General features: G+C 73.5%; 20 protein-coding genes. 6 read left to right on the top strand and 14 right to left on the bottom strand.

Annotated elements, in window-relative coordinates:
• Nucleotides 1-148: 148 nt before the first annotated feature.
• The 6 genes from O7612_RS24080 to O7612_RS24105 form a co-directional block, all read right to left on the bottom strand.
• Nucleotides 149-565 carry a CBS domain-containing protein gene (locus O7612_RS24080; RefSeq protein ID WP_282267548.1) on the bottom strand — a complete coding sequence of 139 codons (417 nt, stop codon included), beginning with the start codon at nucleotides 563-565 and terminating at the stop codon, nucleotides 149-151.
• An 87-nt stretch (nucleotides 566-652) separates the two neighbouring features.
• Nucleotides 653-1,678 (bottom strand): aspartate-semialdehyde dehydrogenase, encoded by a 1,026-nt coding sequence (locus O7612_RS24085; protein WP_282267549.1) that lies wholly within the window; start codon nucleotides 1,676-1,678, stop codon nucleotides 653-655.
• Nucleotides 1,679-2,034: 356 nt separating this feature from the next.
• Nucleotides 2,035-3,381: a pitrilysin family protein gene (locus O7612_RS24090; protein ID WP_282267550.1), complete on the bottom strand. Its 1,347-nt coding sequence runs from the start codon at nucleotides 3,379-3,381 to the stop codon at nucleotides 2,035-2,037.
• Complete coding sequence (locus O7612_RS24095; RefSeq protein WP_282267551.1) at nucleotides 3,378-4,670, bottom strand: pitrilysin family protein; 1,293 nt, start codon at nucleotides 4,668-4,670, stop codon at nucleotides 3,378-3,380. Before O7612_RS24095 ends, O7612_RS24090 begins: the two co-directional genes overlap by 4 nt.
• A gap of 131 nt (nucleotides 4,671-4,801) precedes the next feature.
• The gene (locus O7612_RS24100; protein ID WP_282267552.1) at nucleotides 4,802-5,017 is read right to left on the bottom strand and encodes a hypothetical protein; all 216 of its coding nucleotides are present in this window, start codon (nucleotides 5,015-5,017) and stop codon (nucleotides 4,802-4,804) included.
• A 58-nt stretch (nucleotides 5,018-5,075) separates the two neighbouring features.
• The gene (locus O7612_RS24105; protein ID WP_282267554.1) at nucleotides 5,076-6,230 is read right to left on the bottom strand and encodes an alkaline phosphatase PhoX; all 1,155 of its coding nucleotides are present in this window, start codon (nucleotides 6,228-6,230) and stop codon (nucleotides 5,076-5,078) included.
• 311 nt (nucleotides 6,231-6,541) lie between these two features.
• On the opposite strand from O7612_RS24105, the gene O7612_RS24110 reads away from it, so the two are divergent.
• Genes O7612_RS24110 through O7612_RS24120 form a run of 3 tightly spaced genes read left to right on the top strand, consistent with a single transcriptional unit; the run spans nucleotide 6,542 to nucleotide 8,182 of the window.
• On the top strand, nucleotides 6,542-7,645 hold the full coding sequence (locus O7612_RS24110; protein WP_282267556.1) for a 3-deoxy-7-phosphoheptulonate synthase: 1,104 nt from the start codon (nucleotides 6,542-6,544) through the stop codon (nucleotides 7,643-7,645).
• 37 nt (nucleotides 7,646-7,682) lie between these two features.
• A complete protein-coding gene (locus tag O7612_RS24115; RefSeq protein ID WP_282267558.1) occupies nucleotides 7,683-7,943 on the top strand; it encodes a hypothetical protein in 261 nt (86 codons plus the stop codon).
• Nucleotides 7,944-7,972: 29 nt separating this feature from the next.
• Complete coding sequence (locus O7612_RS24120) at nucleotides 7,973-8,182, top strand: hypothetical protein (protein ID WP_282267559.1); 210 nt, start codon at nucleotides 7,973-7,975, stop codon at nucleotides 8,180-8,182.
• 63 nt (nucleotides 8,183-8,245) lie between these two features.
• On the opposite strand, the gene O7612_RS24125 is transcribed toward O7612_RS24120, so the two are convergent.
• The 3 genes from O7612_RS24125 to O7612_RS24135 form a co-directional block, all read right to left on the bottom strand.
• Nucleotides 8,246-8,788: a DUF1360 domain-containing protein gene (locus O7612_RS24125; protein ID WP_282267561.1), complete on the bottom strand. Its 543-nt coding sequence runs from the start codon at nucleotides 8,786-8,788 to the stop codon at nucleotides 8,246-8,248.
• 65 nt (nucleotides 8,789-8,853) lie between these two features.
• Complete coding sequence (locus O7612_RS24130) at nucleotides 8,854-9,171, bottom strand: hypothetical protein (protein ID WP_282267562.1); 318 nt, start codon at nucleotides 9,169-9,171, stop codon at nucleotides 8,854-8,856.
• On the bottom strand, nucleotides 9,171-9,491 hold the full coding sequence (locus O7612_RS24135) for a DUF6158 family protein (protein ID WP_282267565.1): 321 nt from the start codon (nucleotides 9,489-9,491) through the stop codon (nucleotides 9,171-9,173). The genes O7612_RS24130 and O7612_RS24135 overlap by 1 nt, the downstream gene beginning before the upstream one ends.
• Before the next feature lie 129 nt (nucleotides 9,492-9,620).
• Here O7612_RS24135 and O7612_RS24140 point away from each other — a divergent pair, with 129 nt between their 5' ends.
• Nucleotides 9,621-10,049, top strand: coding sequence for a hypothetical protein (locus O7612_RS24140; protein WP_282267567.1), 429 nt, complete (start codon nucleotides 9,621-9,623; stop codon nucleotides 10,047-10,049).
• 24 nt (nucleotides 10,050-10,073) lie between these two features.
• Nucleotides 10,074-10,403, top strand: a complete 330-nt coding sequence (locus tag O7612_RS24145; protein ID WP_282267569.1) for a DUF3817 domain-containing protein — start codon at nucleotides 10,074-10,076, stop codon at nucleotides 10,401-10,403.
• A 7-nt stretch (nucleotides 10,404-10,410) separates the two neighbouring features.
• On the opposite strand, the gene O7612_RS24150 is transcribed toward O7612_RS24145, so the two are convergent.
• Nucleotides 10,411-10,929, bottom strand: a complete 519-nt coding sequence (locus O7612_RS24150; protein WP_282267571.1) for a DUF6232 family protein — start codon at nucleotides 10,927-10,929, stop codon at nucleotides 10,411-10,413.
• Between the two features lie 484 nt (nucleotides 10,930-11,413).
• On the opposite strand from O7612_RS24150, the gene O7612_RS24155 reads away from it, so the two are divergent.
• A complete protein-coding gene (locus O7612_RS24155) occupies nucleotides 11,414-12,400 on the top strand; it encodes a C40 family peptidase (RefSeq protein ID WP_282267572.1) in 987 nt (328 codons plus the stop codon).
• 72 nt (nucleotides 12,401-12,472) lie between these two features.
• Here O7612_RS24155 and O7612_RS24160 read toward each other — a convergent pair whose 3' ends face one another.
• The 4 genes from O7612_RS24160 to O7612_RS24175 form a co-directional block, all read right to left on the bottom strand.
• A complete protein-coding gene (locus O7612_RS24160; protein ID WP_282267573.1) occupies nucleotides 12,473-13,462 on the bottom strand; it encodes a sigma-70 family RNA polymerase sigma factor in 990 nt (329 codons plus the stop codon).
• 523 nt (nucleotides 13,463-13,985) lie between these two features.
• Nucleotides 13,986-14,885: an N-acetylmuramic acid 6-phosphate etherase gene (locus tag O7612_RS24165; protein WP_282274029.1), complete on the bottom strand. Its 900-nt coding sequence runs from the start codon at nucleotides 14,883-14,885 to the stop codon at nucleotides 13,986-13,988.
• A 71-nt stretch (nucleotides 14,886-14,956) separates the two neighbouring features.
• Nucleotides 14,957-15,871 (bottom strand): MurR/RpiR family transcriptional regulator, encoded by a 915-nt coding sequence (locus O7612_RS24170; protein WP_282267575.1) that lies wholly within the window; start codon nucleotides 15,869-15,871, stop codon nucleotides 14,957-14,959.
• A 148-nt stretch (nucleotides 15,872-16,019) separates the two neighbouring features.
• The gene (locus O7612_RS24175; protein WP_282267578.1) at nucleotides 16,020-16,763 is read right to left on the bottom strand and encodes a thymidylate kinase; all 744 of its coding nucleotides are present in this window, start codon (nucleotides 16,761-16,763) and stop codon (nucleotides 16,020-16,022) included.
• Nucleotides 16,764-16,775 lie beyond the last annotated feature (12 nt).

A 16,775-nucleotide genomic window follows, 5' to 3' on the forward strand; every position in this document is an offset into this window, starting at 1 on the left:
ACGGACGGGCGGCCGGAGCGGAGGGCGGCCCGGCGGAGCGGCGGAGCGGAGGGCGGCCCGGCGGCCCGGCGGAGCGGCACGAACGACGACGCCGGCCCCCGTGGTGCTCCGGGGGGGGGCCGGCGTCGTGGTCGTCCGCGACGGGACGTCAGTTGTTGGGCTCGTCGGCGCTGATGTCCGCCAGGACCGACTGGGGTTCCCGCTCCACCGCGAGGTCACCCATCGACACCAGGCCCACCAGCTGGCCGTCGTCGACCACCGGCAACCGGCGTACGGCGTAGGTGCGCATCAGGTCCGCGGCGGCGACCGCGTCGTCGTGCTGGCTGACCGTGATCACGTCCCGGCTGATGATCTCGCCGAGCCTGGTGCGGTCCGGGTCGCGGTTCTCCGCCACGCCCCGGACCGCGATGTCCCGGTCCGTCACGATGCCGATCACGTCGTCACCGTTGGTCACCACCACGTCGCCGATCGCACTGTTCCGCATCTCCTGCGCCGCGGCGGTGAGCGTGTCGTCGCCGTCCATCGTCACCAGGCGGGTCGTCATGAACTCTCCGACCATGGTCATGGCGCTCTCCTCTCGGTGTCGGCACGGCCGTCTACCCGCCGTCGACACGCAGGTAACGCGCCCACACCAGCCCCGGCGGCGGGCCGGTCAGCGCAGGTCGGCGGCGACCAGCTCGGCGAGCTGCACCGCGTTCAGCGCGGCACCCTTGCGCAGGTTGTCGTTGGCGCAGAACAGCGCGAGGCCGTGCTCGACGGTCTCGTCGGCGCGCAGCCGGCCCACGTAGGTCGGGTCCTGACCGGCCGCCTGCAACGGCGTCGGGACGTCCGACAGCGCCACCCCCGGCGCACCGTCGAGCAGTTCCCGGGCCCGCTGCGGGGTGATCGGCCGGGCGAACCGGGCGTTGATCTGCAACGAGTGGCCGGTGAAGACGGGCACCCGCACACAGGTGCCGGAGACCTTCAGCCCGGGGATCTCCAGAATCCTGCGGCTCTCGTTGCGCAGCTTCTGCTCCTCGTCGGTCTCGAACGAGCCGTCGTCGACGATCGAACCGGCCAGCGGGAGCACGTTGAAGGCGATCGGCCGGGCGAAGGAACGCGGCGCGGGGAACTCGACGGCCGCCCCGTCGTGGGTCAGCGCGGTGGCCCCCTCGACCACCTTGCGGACCTGCTCGTCCAGCTCGGCGACACCGGCCAGGCCCGCCCCGGAGACCGCCTGGTAGGTGGCGACGACCAGGCTGACCAGCCCGGCCTCGTCGTGCAGCGGGCGCAGCACCGGCATCGCGGCCATCGTGGTGCAGTTCGGGTTGGCGATGATGCCCTTCGGCCGGTCGGCGATCGCGTGCGGGTTGACCTCGGCGACGACCAGCGGCACCTGCGGATCGGTGCGGAACGCCGACGAGTTGTCGATCACCACCGCCCCGGTCGCGGCGACCCGGGGGGCCAGCTCCTTCGCCGTGCCCTTGCCGGCGGAGAACAGCACGATGTCCAGCCCGGAGTAGTCGGCCGTCGCCGCGTCCTCCACCGTGACCTCGCCGTCCCGCCAGGCCAGGGTGCGCCCGACCGACCGCGCCGAGGCGAACAACCGCACCTGCTCCGCCGGGAACTCGCGCTCCGCCAGCACCTGCCGCATGACGCCACCGACCTGGCCGGTGGCTCCCACAATGCCGATCCTCATGCCCGCGAGGCTACCCAGCCGCAGGCCCACGACGGGAAGCCTTTCCCACCGCCCGGGTCACCGTCCGCCCCCGGGCCGCCGCCCGTGCCGGCCGCCGACCCCACAAACCACCCGACGGTACGCCCCGCAGCCCCGGAAGATCGCCCGCCGCCGGGCCGTCCGGCCGCAGCATCCGCACCGCCGGTCCGGCCCGGCGCTCCCGGGGCGGCGCGACCGGAATCACACCGCCCCGGCCCGGCAGAGCCACCCACCCCGCGTGGTCGGTCACCCCGCCGAGGGCCGGTCACCCGGCCGGGTCGGTCACCCCGCCGGGTGCCGGTCAGTCCGCACGGTCCGGTCACCCGACCGAGGGCCGGTCAGCCCGGGTGGTCGGTCACCTCGCCGAGCCCGGAGGCGACCAGGTCGTCGCGGATCACCGCCGCGTCGCCCTCGACGACCAGGGTCAGCGCGTCCGGGTGCAGGTGGGCGGCGGCGGCAGCGGAGACCTGGGCCACGTCGGCGGCGAGCAGTTCCTCCCGCAACCGGGCGTGGTAGTCGTCCGGCAGGTCGTGCACCACCAGGGTGGTCAACGCCGAGGCGATCGCCCGGGGGCTCTGCAACTCGACCGAGAGCTGACCGGCCCGCCAGGAACGGGCCACCGCCAGCTCGTCCTCGGTCACCCCGCCGGCCCGGGTACGGGTGATCTCGCCGACCGCCTCGACCAGGGCCGGCGCGGTCACCGCCGTCTGCACCCCGGAGCTGACCGCGAACCGGCCGAACCGGCGGGACGAGGCGAAGTCGCCCCGGATGCCGTACGTGTAGCCGCGCACCTCGCGGATCAGGTGGTTGAGCCGGGAGGTGAACGCCCCGCCCAGCACCGTTCCGGCGAGCGTCATCGGCACGTGGTCGGGGTGGGCCCGGTGCGGCGACGGATGCCCCAACCGCAACGTGGACTGCACCGACCCGGGCCGGTCCACCAGGATGATCCGCCGGCCGGCGGGCAGCGGCGCCTCGATCGGGCCGCCCCGCTCGGCGGGACCGCCGCCGGTGCCGGCGAAGGCTGCCGCGCCCAACGCGTCCAGGTTGAGCCGGTCCAGGTCACCGGCGACGATCAGGGTGCCGGGGCGGAGGAACCACTCGGAGTGGAAGACGGTGACGTCCTCCACGTCCAGCCCGGCCACCGAGTCGGGATCGCCGTACAACGGCCGACCCCACCGGTTCGTCACGCCGAACAGATCGGCGCGCAGCACCGCGTCGGCACGCGGCCCGGGGTTGGCCCAGTCCATCCGGAGCCCGGTCGCCTCGTCGTCGCGGACCCGGCGCACGTCGTCCGGGTCGAGCCGGGGCGTCCGCACCGCCTCGCCGAGCAGCCGCACCGCCGCCACCAGCCGGTCCACCGGCACCTGCACGCTGACCTGGAAGCTGTCCCAGTCCAGCCCGGTGGCCAGCTCGGTGCCGAGCCCCTCCAGGGCCAACGCGAACCCGGTGGCGTCCCGCTGGACGGTGCCCTCCTCCAGCGCCTTGGCCAGCACCGCGCCGAGCCCCTCCTTGCCGACCGGCTCGCGACCGGCTCCGGCGTCGAGCAGCAGCAACGCGACGGCGAGGGTCTGGCCGGGCAGGTGCGCGGCGACCACCCGGCCCCCGGCGACGTCCCGCCGGACCACCGTCGGGAACCGGTACGGGCGGGCGTTCCCCGGACCCGGCCGGGTGGTGATCAGCGTCATGGGGTCTCCTCCGGCAGGTAGGTCAGGGTCACCCGGTCGGCCGGGGTGAGCACGTCGGCGGCCAGCTCGGCGATCTGCCCGGCGGTCACCGACAGCCAACCGGACAGCCGGTCGGCGGTCTTCGCCGGGTCGCCGAACTGGGTGGCGTACCGGCCGAGCGCGTCGGCCCGGCCGTCCACCGTGGCCATCTGCCGCCACCAGGCGGTGCTGAGCAGCGCCTTGGCCCGGTCCAGCTCGGCGCTGGTGACCGGCACGGTGGCGAGTTCGTCGACCACCTCGGCGACCCCGGCGGCGAGTCGTTCGGCGCTCACCCCGGGGCGGGCGGTGGCGGTGGCGATCAGCGGTGCCGGGGCGTGCGCCAGGTCCACCCCGTACGCGCCGACCAGATCCGGCTGGGCGAGCCGTTCGCCGTCGGCGAGCCGCTGGTAGAGCCGGCTGCCCCGGCCGCTGCCGAGCACGGTGGCGGCCACCGTGGCCACGTCGTAGCCGGGGCTGCCGAACGGGTGGGTGCGGTGTGCGACGTAGACCCGGGCAGCCGGCACCTCGGCGGTGACCGTCTCGACGGCGGGCCGGCCGGTGCTGGTGACGGTGTGGCCGTCCGGCGCGGCGGGGATGTCACCGCGCGCCGGGATCGCCCCGAAGTACCGCCGTGCCAGCGCGAACACCTCGGTGGCGGTGGTGTCGCCGACCACGGTCAGCACGGCGTTGTCCGGCGCGTAGTAGGTCCGGTGGAACGCCTGGAAGGTGGCCAGGTCGGCGGCGTTCAGGTCGGCCATCGACCCGATCGTCGCGTGGTGGTAGGGGTGCCCCGGCGGGTAGAGCAGCGGGAGCAGCCGCAGCCAGGCGTCACCGTACGGGACGTTCTCGTAGCGCTGCCGTCGCTCGTTCTTGACCACGTCCCGCTGGTTGTCCAGCGTCTCCTGGGTCAGCGCGGGGACCAGCCCGCCCATCCGGTCGGCCTCCAGCCACAGGGCCAGTTCGAGGTGTTCGGCCGGGACCGTCTCGAAGTAGTTCGTCCGGTCCGGGTTGGTGGTGGCGTTGAGCGAGCCACCGGAACCCTGGATCAGCTTCATGTGTTCGGTCTTGGCGACGTTGACCGAGCCCTCGAACATCAGGTGTTCGAAGAGGTGGGCGAAGCCGGTCTGGCCGGCCGGCTCGTGCCGGGAGCCCACGTCGTACCAGAGGTTGACCGCGACCGCCGGGGCGGTGCGGTCCTCGCTCACCACCACGCGCAGGCCGTTGTCCAGTCGGGTCGTCTCGATGGGCCAGGGGTAACCGCTGTCGGGCATGACCCGACGCTATCCGATCTCCGCGCGACCATGGCGACGTGTCACCTCCCGGTCACGTCGGCGCGGCGACGTCCCGTCGGGGTGCCGGCCGGGCGTGGCCCGGCGGCACCGCGACGGTCGGTCGGGACGGGTCAGTCGGGGGGTTCGATCGGGGTGACTGTCTGCGCGGAGGTGCGGTGCTCCAGCACCGTGTCGGGGGCGGCCCGCTGGTCGGCCAACCGGAGATCCGACTCGGCGAGGATCGCCTCGGCCTGGGCCTGGGGGTCGTCGCTGCCGACCGCTGCCTCCTCGGGCAGCAGGTGGGAGCGGGACTCCACCCGTTCCTGGTCGCTCTGCTCGTGGGTCATGCGGATCCTGTTACCCCGCCGGCCCGCCCGCCACGCCGGGTAGGCACGACCGCCGGGGTCAGCGGAACGGGCCGCGCACCTCGTAGGTGACGCCACCACCGGGGATGCCGGACGTGCCGCGCTGGGAGGAGAAGTAGAGCCGGCTGCCGTCCGGCGAGAACGCCGGCCCGGTGATCTCCGACTCCGACTGCCCGGTGATCCGCAGGAAGGGCGTCACCACCCCGGTCGGAGTGATCAGGTTGATCTCCATGTCGCCGCCGTCCTCGGCGACGTAGAGGTCGCCGGAGCGGGTGCCGGTGATGTTGTCCACCCCGGTCAGCGGGGCGGTGCCGCCGGTCACCAGCGAGTCGTCGTACGCCAGGTCGATGCGCTGGCCGACCACGTCGTACGCCCAGACCCGGTTGTCGCCCTTGGTGGTGAACCAGCAGGTGCCGTCGGCGTACCAGCAGCCCTCGCCACCGGCGAACCGCTTCGCCCCGGCGACCTGGTTGCGGGTCGCCTTCGGCAGGCCGTCCGGGTCGGGGATCCGGGTCCAGCTCACCGGGCCGTCGGTGCCGGTGCCGGCGACCAGCACCTCCAGGGTGCCGGCGGAGAGATCGCCCCAGACGGTGGGGCGGAACCGGTAGAAGCACCCGTCGGTCTCGTCCTCGGTCAGGTAGATCACCTGGCGGCCCGGATCGGCCGCCGCCGCCTCGTGCTTGAACCGGCCCAGCGCCGGGCGCTGCACGGCGGGGGTGCCGCCCTGCGGGTAGGTCTCGTAGACGAAGCCCCGGTTGGTCTCCTCGCAGGAGAGCCAGGTCCCCCACGGCGTCGCGCCGCCGGCGCAGTTCTGGTTGGTCCCGGAGAGGATGCGGTACGCCGCGGTGACCGTGCCGTCGGCGGCGAACCGCACCGCCGACGCGCCGCCACCGGGGGTGACCTCCGAGTTGGAGACGTAGATCCAGCCGGTGCCGGCGGCGAAACAGGCCCCGCCGTCGGGCGCGGGATGCCAGGTGTACGAGGTGCCGGGCACCGTCTGCCGGGAACGGGCGATCACCCGGCTGGTGAAACCGGCGGGGAGCTGGAGGCCGTTGCCGTCGGCGGTGCCGAGCGGGCCGTAGGGGCCGGTGCCGGGCTGGGCCGGGGCGGCGAGCGCGACGCCGGACCAGAGGCTGCCGGCGAAGGCGGCGGCCCCACCGGTGACGGTGGCGCGCAGGACGGTACGACGGTCCATCGGAACCTCCGGGGGTGCGAGCGGTGCCGCCGAAGTTACCGACGGTCGCCGTGCCCGAGGTGAACGTCAGGCGAGGAGCGACCGACGACCGGATGAGTCCTTGCTCCGTCTCGGGTACGCTGGTCGGCGTGACGCGTACGTATCGATGGTTTAGTCAGCCGGCTGCGGAGCCGGTGACCTCACCATGAGCTGACGTCACCGCGTTTCGAGCCGGCCGGGCAGGAGCCTTCAGCTTCCTGCCCTTCTGTTTACGAGCAGCCGGCTCGACCCGGGCACCGGCCCCGGGCACGGTCGGCGGAAGGACTCCCCCCGTGACGACCCCGGACAACGGGCCGACCCCGGACAACGGCGCGGTCATCGACCAACGGATCGACCGTGTCGTGCCGCTGACCACCCCCGCCCTGCTCCTGCACGAGTTGCCCCTGGACCCGCCGCTCGCCTCGGCCGTGCTGGCCGGTCGACGCGCGGTCGGCCGGGTGCTGGACCGCGCCGACGACCGGCTGCTGGTGGTGGTCGGCCCGTGCTCGGTGCACGACCCGGCCGCGGCGCTGGACTACGCGCACCGGCTGCGCGAGGCCGCCGACCGGCACGCCGAGGACCTGCTGGTGGTGATGCGGGTCTACTTCGAGAAGCCGCGTTCCACGGTCGGCTGGAAGGGCCTGATCAACGACCCGGCGCTGGACGGCTCCGGCGACGTGAACACCGGCCTGCGGACCGCGCGGGCGCTGCTGCGCGACGTGGTCCGGTTGGGCCTCCCGGTGGGCTGCGAGTTCCTCGACCCGATCACCCCGCAGTACATCGCCGACACGGTGGCCTGGGGCGCGATCGGCGCCCGGACGGTGGAGAGCCAGGTGCACCGGCAGCTCGCCTCCGGACTGTCCATGCCGATCGGGATGAAGAACCGCCCGGACGGCAGCATCGCCACCGCCGTGGACGCGATCCGGGCCGCCGGGGTGCCGCACGTCTTCCCCGGCATCGACGTCTCCGGCACCCCGGCGATCATGCACACCCGGGGCAACGCCGACGGGCACCTGGTGCTGCGCGGCGGCGGGGGCCGCCCGAACTACGACGCCGAATCGGTGGCCGGGGCGTTGGACCTGCTCCGGGCGGCCGGGCTGCCGGAGCGGCTGGTGGTCGACGCCAGCCACGCCAACAGCGGCAAGGACCACCGCAACCAGCCGAAGGTGGCCGCCGACGTGGCCGCCCAGCTCGCCGCCGGGCAGCGCGGCATCGTCGGCATCATGCTGGAGAGTTTCCTGCTGGCGGGCCGGCAGGACCTGGACCCGACCCGGGAGCTCACCTACGGCCGGTCGGTCACCGACGCCTGCATCGACTGGGACACCACCGCCGAGGTGCTGGTGCGGCTCGCCGCCGCCGTCCGGGGCCGTCGGGCCACCCTGTCCACCCCGGCCTGACGGGTTTGACCGTTTCGGCCCCGGGTAGCAGGGCGTGGTGACCGACGACGCACCCGTGACCGAGGCCGTACCCGGGACCGGCGACCTGCCCGGTGCCGACCAGCCGGACCTCCGGCAGCTCGACGAGCTGCTGGACGAGATCTACCACGGCCAGGAACGGCTCAGCCAGGCCGACATCTACCGGGCGGCGGTCAGCGCGGACCTGCCGGCGGAGCTGCTCACCCGGGTCGCCGCGCTCCCCGAGGGGGAGTACGCGGTGGACGAGGTGGCCGACCTGCTGGGCGGGTCGGCGGGCTGACCGGCCACGGCCGGCGAGAGGAGATCGAGATGTCCGACCAGCAGGAACACCACGAGCGGATGCCGGCGCTCGGCCAACCCCCCGAGGGGCGGGACACCCTGCCCGAGCCGGACTTCGCCAACGAGCACGAGCAGACCGCCGTCGACCGTGAGGTGATCACCGGAGCGGACGCCGACGAGCGGGAACCGGAGGCGTCCCGCGGCTGGGCGGGGGAGGACCACGGCACCACCCCCACCTGAGCGGCGAGGAACACGGAAAAGGGGCCGGCGGACACGATCCGCCGGCCCCTTCCGGTGCCCGGGTCACTTCTCGGGGTGGCGTCCACCCTCGGCGGCCTGCTGGGCCATCGCGTAGCCCATCTGGAGGAAGTCGGACGCCGCGACGGCGGTCAGCGCGGTCGCCACCAGCCGGGTCAGCCGGGGGGCGAGCACCAGGCCGCCGGTGAGCCCGGTGGCCACCCAGACGGCCAGGCAGAACGGGCAGCTCAGCAGCTCGCCGATCGCGTGCCGGGTGGCGCTGCCCTGGTCGCGGACCTGCTCCATCACCTCGCCGCTACCGCTGGGGCGGTCGTAGCGGGTGAACGGGGCACGCAGCGGGCTGGTCACCGCGTCCTTGGACAGCAGCCGGCTCAGCTTGTGGGTGGCCACGGCGAGCAGCACCACGTCGCCCGGGGCGGGCCGCTCGGGCACCGGTCGACCGGTCGCCCTGACCAGTGCCGCGATCGACGCGGTCACCCCGGCGTAGGTGCCCATCGCGGCCAGGTAGCCGCCCAGCGGCCGGTGCTCGTGCGGGGCGTACGCCTGGCGCAGCCGGGTCACCTTCCGCTTCAGGCCGCTCTCCGTCACCGGGTCTCCTCGGTCAGTCGTTCGTATCGGTGGGGTGTCCGTCGCCCGCTCGGGGCGCGGGCGGGTCAGCCCGCGGTCAGGTTCTCGGCGACCTCGCGTTCGAGGTTGGCCAGTGACTCGTCGGCCAGGCCGTCGGCCGACCCGGCGGGCAGTTCCAGCCGGACCCGGGCGCCACCGGCGTCGGCCGCCTCCACCCGCAGTTCGGCCGGGCCGTCCGGGCCGTCCCAACGGGCCTTCAGCTCGTCGTCGGACCTGCTGGCGGGGGCCGCGCCGGCGACCCGCAACGGCGCGGGCAACCAGGCGTCGATCCGGTCGGGGTCGGTGGCGGTGCTGAACACCACCTCGGGCGGTGCGGACATGCCGCGTTCGGCGAGCACCCCCATCAGGCGTCCCGCAGCCGGTGCGGATCCACCTCGCGGCCGGGGTGCCGGGCCAGGTACTCGGTCTCCAGTTCCGCGGTGCGGCGCAGGTGGTTGGCGAGCGCCGCGTCGGCGGCGTGCCGGAGGGTGTCCAGCCGGGTGCGGTGCAGGCTCCGCAGCTCGCGGATCAGGTCGGCCTCGTCGAGTTCGGCCGGGTCCACCCCGATCAGCTCACCGTCGGCCCCGGGTGCCACCGGCTCCGTCCGGTGGACGTGGTCGCCGTCCCACTCGGGCATCAGCTGTTCGGCACTGGCCTCGCCGGAGCGGTGCAGTGATTCGGTCATGTCGCCCCCTCGGGTTCGACTGCGCTGGCTGTCTAGACGGTTGCCCAACCGGGGTGGCACCAAACCCTCCGGCGCGGTGACTACGACGTCGCGTCGGAGACGCCGGCCCGTCCCGGTACCCTCGACGGCATGAAGCGGCTCTGGACACCGGCGTGGATCCTCCGCCACGTGGCCCTGGTCGTCCTGGTGACGGGCTTCCTGGCGCTGGGCTGGTGGCAGATCAGCCGGGCCGCTTCCGGCAACACGCTGAGCTGGGCGTACGCGGTGGAGTGGCCGATCTTCGCCGGCTTCGTGGTCTTCGTCTGGTGGCGGGAGGTCCGGCACGCGCTGCGCGGTCCGCGCGCCACCTCTCCCCCGGCCACCGCACCGGACGGGCCGTCCCCGGCCGGCTCCACCGCCGGTCCGACCACCCCAGCGGTACGGCGTCCGGTGCGGGTCGCCCGGGTTCCGGCGGCACCGGCCGACGGCGCGGACGACGCCGAGTTGGCCGCGTACAACCGCTATCTGCACTGGTTGAACGCCAATCCGGGCGCGAGGCCCGGCGACTATCCCGGCTGAGGCCGGTCGGAAGGACGGACGACGGTGGGCGGAGCCCTTACCCGGTACCGCGTGATCGCCTGGATCGTGGGCGTCGCGCTGGCCGTGCTGGTGCTGATCGGCATGCCACTGAAGTACGCGTTCGACGAGCCGCTCGTGGTGGCGGTCGTCGGCACCGCGCACGGCTGGCTGTACCTGCTCTATCTGGCCGCCACCTTCGACCTGGGCCGTCGGGTGGACTGGCCGCTGAAGCGGATGCTGCTGGTGATGCTCGCCGGCACCGTGCCGTTCGTGTCGTTCGTGGCGGAACGCAGGGTGACCCGCGAGCTGGCGACCGGCCCGCGTCCCCGCGTCCCGGAGCCGGCCGTCCGCTGAGCGACGCCTACCGGCGGCCCGGTCGCCAGTAGGTGGCGGTCGGGGACGGGTCGTCGGCGTCGGCGTAGCGGTGCTGTTCCCGGGCCTGGCGCAGGGCGTCGACCACCTGGTCGAACTGCTCCCGGTCGTCACTGCTGAACAGCAGCAGCTCGGTGCCGTGGCAGTGGCCGTGCAGCTCGTGGGGCGGGGGCCGCCAGCGGTCGCCGAGCAGCACCAGCAGCACGGGCAGCAGGCACACCGCGCCCAGCCCCAGGTACGCCCCGGCGGTGAGCCGCTCCAGGCCGCCGGTGAAGCCGAGCAGCACACCGGTCGCGCCGGCGCCGAGGGCGGCCAGGGTGACGATCCGGGCGGCGAGCCGGTCGTGCGGTCCGCGTCCGGTGCGCAGGTGGGTGAGGTCGGCCACGGCGTAGCTGCTCCGGCCGGCGGTGAACCGTTCGGTGGTCACCACGATGCCGGGCCGGGCGTACAGCAGCGTGGTGGGTCGGGACCAGCGTGGTGGTCGGGTGCTCGCGCGGTCTGCCTGCACGGCGTCCTCCGAGGGGCCGACGGAACCGGGTGGACCCGCCCGCGACGCCACCCGCGTGCGACGGGATTCCCGGCCGAGGCTCCATTCTGTTGCCGGCCCGCCCGGGTCGCTCCCCGATTTCCGACACTTCCGGCGAGCGGCTTTCCGCACCTCGCCGGCATCTGACCACCATTTCGGTTTTATCAGCTTTTTCTCAGGCGATCCATATCGGTATCCGCCTGGAACGACGAAAACCACCTTCCTCGTCAAACGCCCAGGCGTCACCCCTCGACCGCTCCCCTGCCGCGCCGGTCGCCACCTGCCCCAACGACACGCCGCACCGCTCCGGCAACATTCGCCGCTGCTTTGTCTGCGCGTCACTCCCGTCACGGGATAGGTTGAGCAGGCCGGCACGGTAAACGGCCGTCCATCCGGACGGGCCCGGCCGGTGTCACCGGGGGCGTCAGCATCCTCCGGTGACCGGTGGGAGAGGAGTCTTCCGCTCTTGTCGTCCTTACGGATGCTGCTGCGCACCCTGGCGGTCGTCGGTCTGTCGGCCGCGTTGACAGCCCCGTCGGCACCGGTCCGGGCCGAGCCCTCGGTGGCCGAACTCACCGCCCGGATCGACCGGTCCTCGGCGGAGTTGGAACGGATCGTCGAGTCCTACAACAAGCTCACCGAGGAGATCAAGACGAACCAGACCGCCGCGGCGGGCCTGCACGCGAGGATCGGTCCGCTGGAGGCCCAGGCCGCCCAGAGCCGGGCCGCGGTCGGCGAGATCGCCGCCACCGCCTACAAGACCGGCGGGCTGCGCACCGCCGAGGCGATCCTCGACCCGGCCGGTGGCTCGCTGGTCGACCGGCTCGGCACCCTCGACCAGCTCACCCGGCAGCGCCAGCAGCAGATCGACGGGTACACCGCCGACCAGCGGGCGCTGCTGGACCAGAAGGTCAAGCTCGACGCCACGCTGGCCAGGCAGGCCGCCCAGTCCCGGGCGGTGGTCAAGACCAAGAAGCGGATCGAGCAGGACCTGGCGAAGCTCTACGAGATGCGCCGGGCGGCGTACGGGCGGGCGACCGAGGCTCCTCCGGTGAAGAAGCCGAAGAGTTCCGGCTCCGCCGACACGCCCGACGCACCGAACGTCTCCGGCAACGCCGGTGCCGCCGTCCGGTACGCGTACGGGGCGATCGGCAAGCCGTACGTCTGGGGGGCCGAGGGCCCCAACGGGTACGACTGCTCCGGCCTGACCCTGGCCGCCTGGCGGGCCGCCGGTAAGCGGCTGCCACACAACGCGGCTATGCAGTGGAACGCCACCTCCCGGGTCAGCCGTAGCGAGCTGCGCCCCGGTGACCTGGTGTTCTATTCGGGGCTGGGGCACGTGGCGCTCTACGTCGGCAGCGGTCAGGTGATCGACGCGCCGAGCGCCGGTCGCAACGTGCTCAAGCGGAAGATGAACATGATGAGCATCGCCGGCTACGGCCGGGTCCGCTGATCAGGCACCACGACGGCGAGCGGCCGGCGTCCCCCTATCGGACGCCGGCCGCTCGCCGTCATTGATACCAGCTCAGGCCGCCTGGAGGCCCTCCGCGCGGGCCAGCTCGCGGAGCCGGCCGAGCGCCTGGATCTCCAACTGCCGGATCCGCTCCCGGGAGAGCGAGAAGCGCGACGCGACCTCGGTCAGCGAGTGCTCCCGCCCGTCCTCCAGCCCGTACCGGGCCCGCATGATGCCGGCGGACCGGTCGTCGAGGTGGTTGAGCAGACCCTCGATGCGCTGCCGCTCCAGCCCGGTGAGGACGATGTCCTCCGGTGACGGGGCGTCGCTGTCGGCGACCAGGTCACCGAGGTTCGTGTCGCCGTCGTCGCCGACCGGAGTGTCCAGCGACACGGTGTCCTGGGACCAGCGGCGCAGCTCGTTGACCCGCTCGACGGTGACGCCGAGCGCCGCGGCGACCTGCTCCGGCTCCGGGTCGCTGCCCAGCTCACGGGTGAGCTGACGGGCCACGTTGCGCATCCGGTTGACGTCCTCGACCAGGTGCACGGGCAGCCGCACCGTCCGCTCCTGCTGGGCGATCGCCCGGCTGATGGCCTGACGGATCCACCAGGTGGCGTAGGTGGAGAACTTGTAGCCGCGCTCGTAGTCGAACTTCTCGACCGCCCGGACGAGGCCGGTGTTGCCCTCCTGGATCAGGTCCAGCATGGGCATGCCCGACCGCACGTAGCGGCGGGCGATCGAGACGACCAGCCGCAGGTTGGCGCGGATGAAGAGATCCTTCGCGCGCTCACCCTCGGCGACCAGCCGATCCAGGTCCTCCCGGTCGACGCCGGCGGGGACGCGGTCCTCACCGAGCAGGTGCTCGGCGTAGAGCCCGGCCTCGATCGCCTTGGAGAGATCGACCTCCTTGGCGGCGTCCAGCAGTGGCGTCCGGGAGATCTCGTGAAGGTAGACGCCGACCAGGTCGCGCTCCTCGGCGACCTCGTCGGTTCGCATGCCGATGTTCTTGTCCACGGTGTCCACGGTCCCCTCGCTCGCGCCGGTTGCCCGGTTCCTTGCCATCCCCACGTCCATCAGCCCTCCCCCGCAACGCCCACGCTGCCCGCCGGTGCTGACACCTGCACAACAGTCGGGACGGGTCGGGGATTCCATGTCGTGGGTCGAAAGTGTCACGAATGCCTGAGTACCAGCTGAAAGCCCGGTCCACGTTTGCTGTCAGCGCCCGCTCGGGACGCCCTGTCGACCCGCGACAACCGCTGGTGGCGTCGGGGGTCGTCGGCCGAATCCGCAGCGCCGCACCATTGCGACATCCCGCGACACAGCGACCCGCGTCACCACCTGCGGTGGTCCTGGTCATTGCCAGATACGGGCCGGTGGACCGGTTGGTTCATCCGGCTCTCCTGGATTACCCCACGCCCCGAACAACAATCCGGGACGTGGTGGACGTCCCCCGGCGGGGGTGTTTCCGGTCACTACGCCCGGCGGACGGGTGCGCGGCGCGACGCCGGGGGCACGGACCGGCACGGGCTGCCACCGGGCACGGGCTGCCGCCGGTCGCGGGACGGACCGGGATCGCGCGGCGGACTCAGGAGGCGAGCAGGGCGAGGGCGCCCCGGACCTGGTGGGCGGCGCGGGCCAGCGCCGACCGGGCCGCGTCGATCCCGGCCCCGGACAGCAGCGAGACGAGGGCCGTCTTCAGGTCGCCGTCCGCCTCGTGCAGCGCCCGCCGGGAGACCTCCTCGCCGCACCCGGTCGCCTCGATCAGGATGGAGATCATGCGGCCCCGCAGCTTGGCGTTGGTGGCCACCATGTCGATCATGAGATTGGAGTAGACCCGGCCCAGGCGCACCATCACCGCCGTGGAGAAGGCGTTCAGCACCAGCTTCTGCGCGGTGCCCGCCTTCATCCGTGTCGAACCGGTCACCACCTCCGGGCCGGTGTCGACCCCGATGACCACGTCGAGGCGGACCGTGGTCCGTACCTCCGGATTGGCGCAGAGCAGCACCGTCGCCGCCCCCCGCTCCCCGGCCGCCCCGAGCGCCCCGAGGACGTACGGTGTGCGTCCGCTGGCCGCCAGACCGACCACCAGGTCACCGGCGGTGACGCACCGGGCGGCCTCGGCCGCGCCGCCCAGCAGGTCGTCCTCGGCGTCCTCGACGGCCCGCCACACGGCGGCGGGGCCGCCGGCCAGGTGCGCGCAGAACCAGCCGGCCGGGGAGTTGAAGGTGGGGACCAGTTCGGCGGCGTCGATCACCCCGAGCCGCCCGGAGGTGCCGGCGCCGAAGTAGTGCACCCGGTGCCCGGTGCTCAGCGCGGTCACCGCCAGGTCGACGGTCACCGCGATCTCGTCGAGCACGGCGGCCACCGCCGCCGGCACCCGCCGGTCGTCGTCGTTGATGACGGTGAGCATCTCCCGGGTCGACATCAGGTCGAGGTCGGTGCTGCGTGGGTTGCGCCGCTCGGTGGGTGCCCCGACGAGGACCACCGGGTGCAGTTCCGCGACGCCGTCGGCGGCGGGCCGCCCGACCACGTCGTCCGGCCCGGCCGGGCCGCCGGTCACGAACGCCTCCGGCTGCCGCCCACCCGGTGCGTGCGCACCGCCTCGGCGGTGACCTCCAGCGCCCGGCGGGCCCGGGACCGGTTCCGGGCGGCCACCCCGACGAAGAGGCAGTCGACCACGGTGAGCTGGGCGAGCCGGCTGGCCATCGCCCCCGAGCGGTAGGTCGTCTCGCGGGCCGCGGTGGTGAGGACGAAGTCGGCGACCTCGGTGATCGGCGAACGGGGGAAGTTGGTCAGCGCGACGGTCACCGCGCCCCGGGAGCGGGCCTGTTCGAGCACCTCGATCACGTCGGAGGTGGTGCCGGTGTGGGAGATGCCGACCGCCACGTCGCCCTTGCCGAGCAGCGCGGCGGAGGTCAGCGCGCTGTGCACGTCGGGGAAGGAGAAGGCGACCCGGCCGATGCGGTGCAGTTTCTGCTGGAAGTCGGAGGCGACGAAGCCGCTCGCGCCGGCACCGTAGACCTCGATCCGCCCGGCGCCGACGATCGCCTCGACGACCTGCTCGCAGACGGCCGGATCGAGCTGCTGGGCGGTCTCCTCGACCGCCCGCGCGTCGTTGAAGGCGATGGTGGCGATGATCTGCGCCAGGTCGGCGCCGGGCGGGATGTCGCCGCCGACCACCCGGGCGTCCGGCGGCTCGATCCGCCGGGCCGCCTCGGCCGCGAGGCGGATCCGTAGCTGCGGGTAGCCGTCCATGCCGACGGACCGGCAGAACCGGATGACGGTGGCCTCGGAGGTCTCGGCGGCGGTGGCGAGGTCGGTGATGGTCCGCCGGGCGGCATCGGCCGGGTCCGCGACGACCAGCCGGGCGACCCGCTGCTCGGCGGGGGACAGCGAGGGGAGCAGGCCACTGATGTGGACGATCAGTCCACCCGGCTCATGACTCGCAGAAATCTTCGGACTATTCGCCACGGATGAAACTTACTTTCACCAGCCGCGAGCGTCAACCACGACCACGCGGATCCGACAGGAAGCATCCCCCCTCACGTGGGGGTTTTCCGGCACAGACTGCCAGGTCCACGGCCCGTCGGCCTCGGCCGGTCCGGTGGAATCGGCCGGTCTACGGTCCGGCCTGGGCCACGACCGGCTCCCGGGCCGCGTCGTCGGGCCCTCCGGCGGACGAACCGCCGTCACCGTCCGGTGGACCGTCGACCACCGGTCCGGTCCCCTCCGGCGGCAGCCACCGCGTCAGGTGCGCCAGGATCCGGCGGGACACCTCGTCCGGCCCGCCCCCGGCGTCGATCACCACGAAGCCCGGGTACTCGGGCAGCGACCGGTACGCCGTGTCGGCGGCGGTCAGCCAGCCCATCGTCTCGTGGTCCTCACCCCGCCGCTCGATCCGCTGGTACGCCTCGACCGGGTCGACGGCGAGCAGGAAGGTGATCTGCGGGGCGGGGAAGACCCGGTAACCGGCCCGGGCCAGCCGCTCCCACCGCTGCCCACCGTGCGCCCGGATGCTGGCGTACTGGCAGGCGGAGTAGCGGTCCATCACCGCGGTGCGTCCGGTCACCAGGCAGCTCAGCAGCGCGGCGGCGATGGCCAGCCAGCGCAGCACTGATTCCGCCGCGAGCAGCCCGTTGCGGCCCAGCAGCAGTTGCGGGTCGGCCCGACCGAGCCGCTGGGCGACCCGGCCCAGCCAGCGTCGACCGCCGGCGTTGCGGTGGTAGGTGGCCGGACGCCCGGCCGAGGTGAGGGCGGCCGCGAGCCGGTACGCCTGGGTGGTCTTGCCCGAACCGTCGATGCCGATCAACGCGACACGACGCAGTCGGGCCGGACGGTCGGTCGCGCGCCGTGTTCTGGCCACCCTCCACAGGCT

This window comes from Micromonospora sp. WMMD987 (assembly GCF_029581435.1).
In the GTDB taxonomy this organism is placed as follows: domain Bacteria; phylum Actinomycetota; class Actinomycetes; order Mycobacteriales; family Micromonosporaceae; genus Micromonospora; species Micromonospora rifamycinica.

Coding starts and splice junctions, on each gene's coding strand:
- O7612_RS24080 (WP_282267548.1), bottom strand. CDS start 565: ATGACCATGGTCGGAGAGTTCATGACGACCCGCCTGGTGACGATGGAC.
- O7612_RS24085 (WP_282267549.1), bottom strand. CDS start 1,678: ATGAGGATCGGCATTGTGGGAGCCACCGGCCAGGTCGGTGGCGTCATG.
- O7612_RS24090 (WP_282267550.1), bottom strand. CDS start 3,381: ATGACGCTGATCACCACCCGGCCGGGTCCGGGGAACGCCCGCCCGTAC.
- O7612_RS24095 (WP_282267551.1), bottom strand. CDS start 4,670: ATGCCCGACAGCGGTTACCCCTGGCCCATCGAGACGACCCGACTGGAC.
- O7612_RS24100 (WP_282267552.1), bottom strand. CDS start 5,017: ATGACCCACGAGCAGAGCGACCAGGAACGGGTGGAGTCCCGCTCCCAC.
- O7612_RS24105 (WP_282267554.1), bottom strand. CDS start 6,230: ATGGACCGTCGTACCGTCCTGCGCGCCACCGTCACCGGTGGGGCCGCC.
- O7612_RS24120 (WP_282267559.1), top strand. CDS start 7,973: ATGTCCGACCAGCAGGAACACCACGAGCGGATGCCGGCGCTCGGCCAA.
- O7612_RS24130 (WP_282267562.1), bottom strand. CDS start 9,171: ATGGGGGTGCTCGCCGAACGCGGCATGTCCGCACCGCCCGAGGTGGTG.
- O7612_RS24135 (WP_282267565.1), bottom strand. CDS start 9,491: ATGACCGAATCACTGCACCGCTCCGGCGAGGCCAGTGCCGAACAGCTG.
- O7612_RS24140 (WP_282267567.1), top strand. CDS start 9,621: ATGAAGCGGCTCTGGACACCGGCGTGGATCCTCCGCCACGTGGCCCTG.
- O7612_RS24160 (WP_282267573.1), bottom strand. CDS start 13,462: ATGGCAAGGAACCGGGCAACCGGCGCGAGCGAGGGGACCGTGGACACC.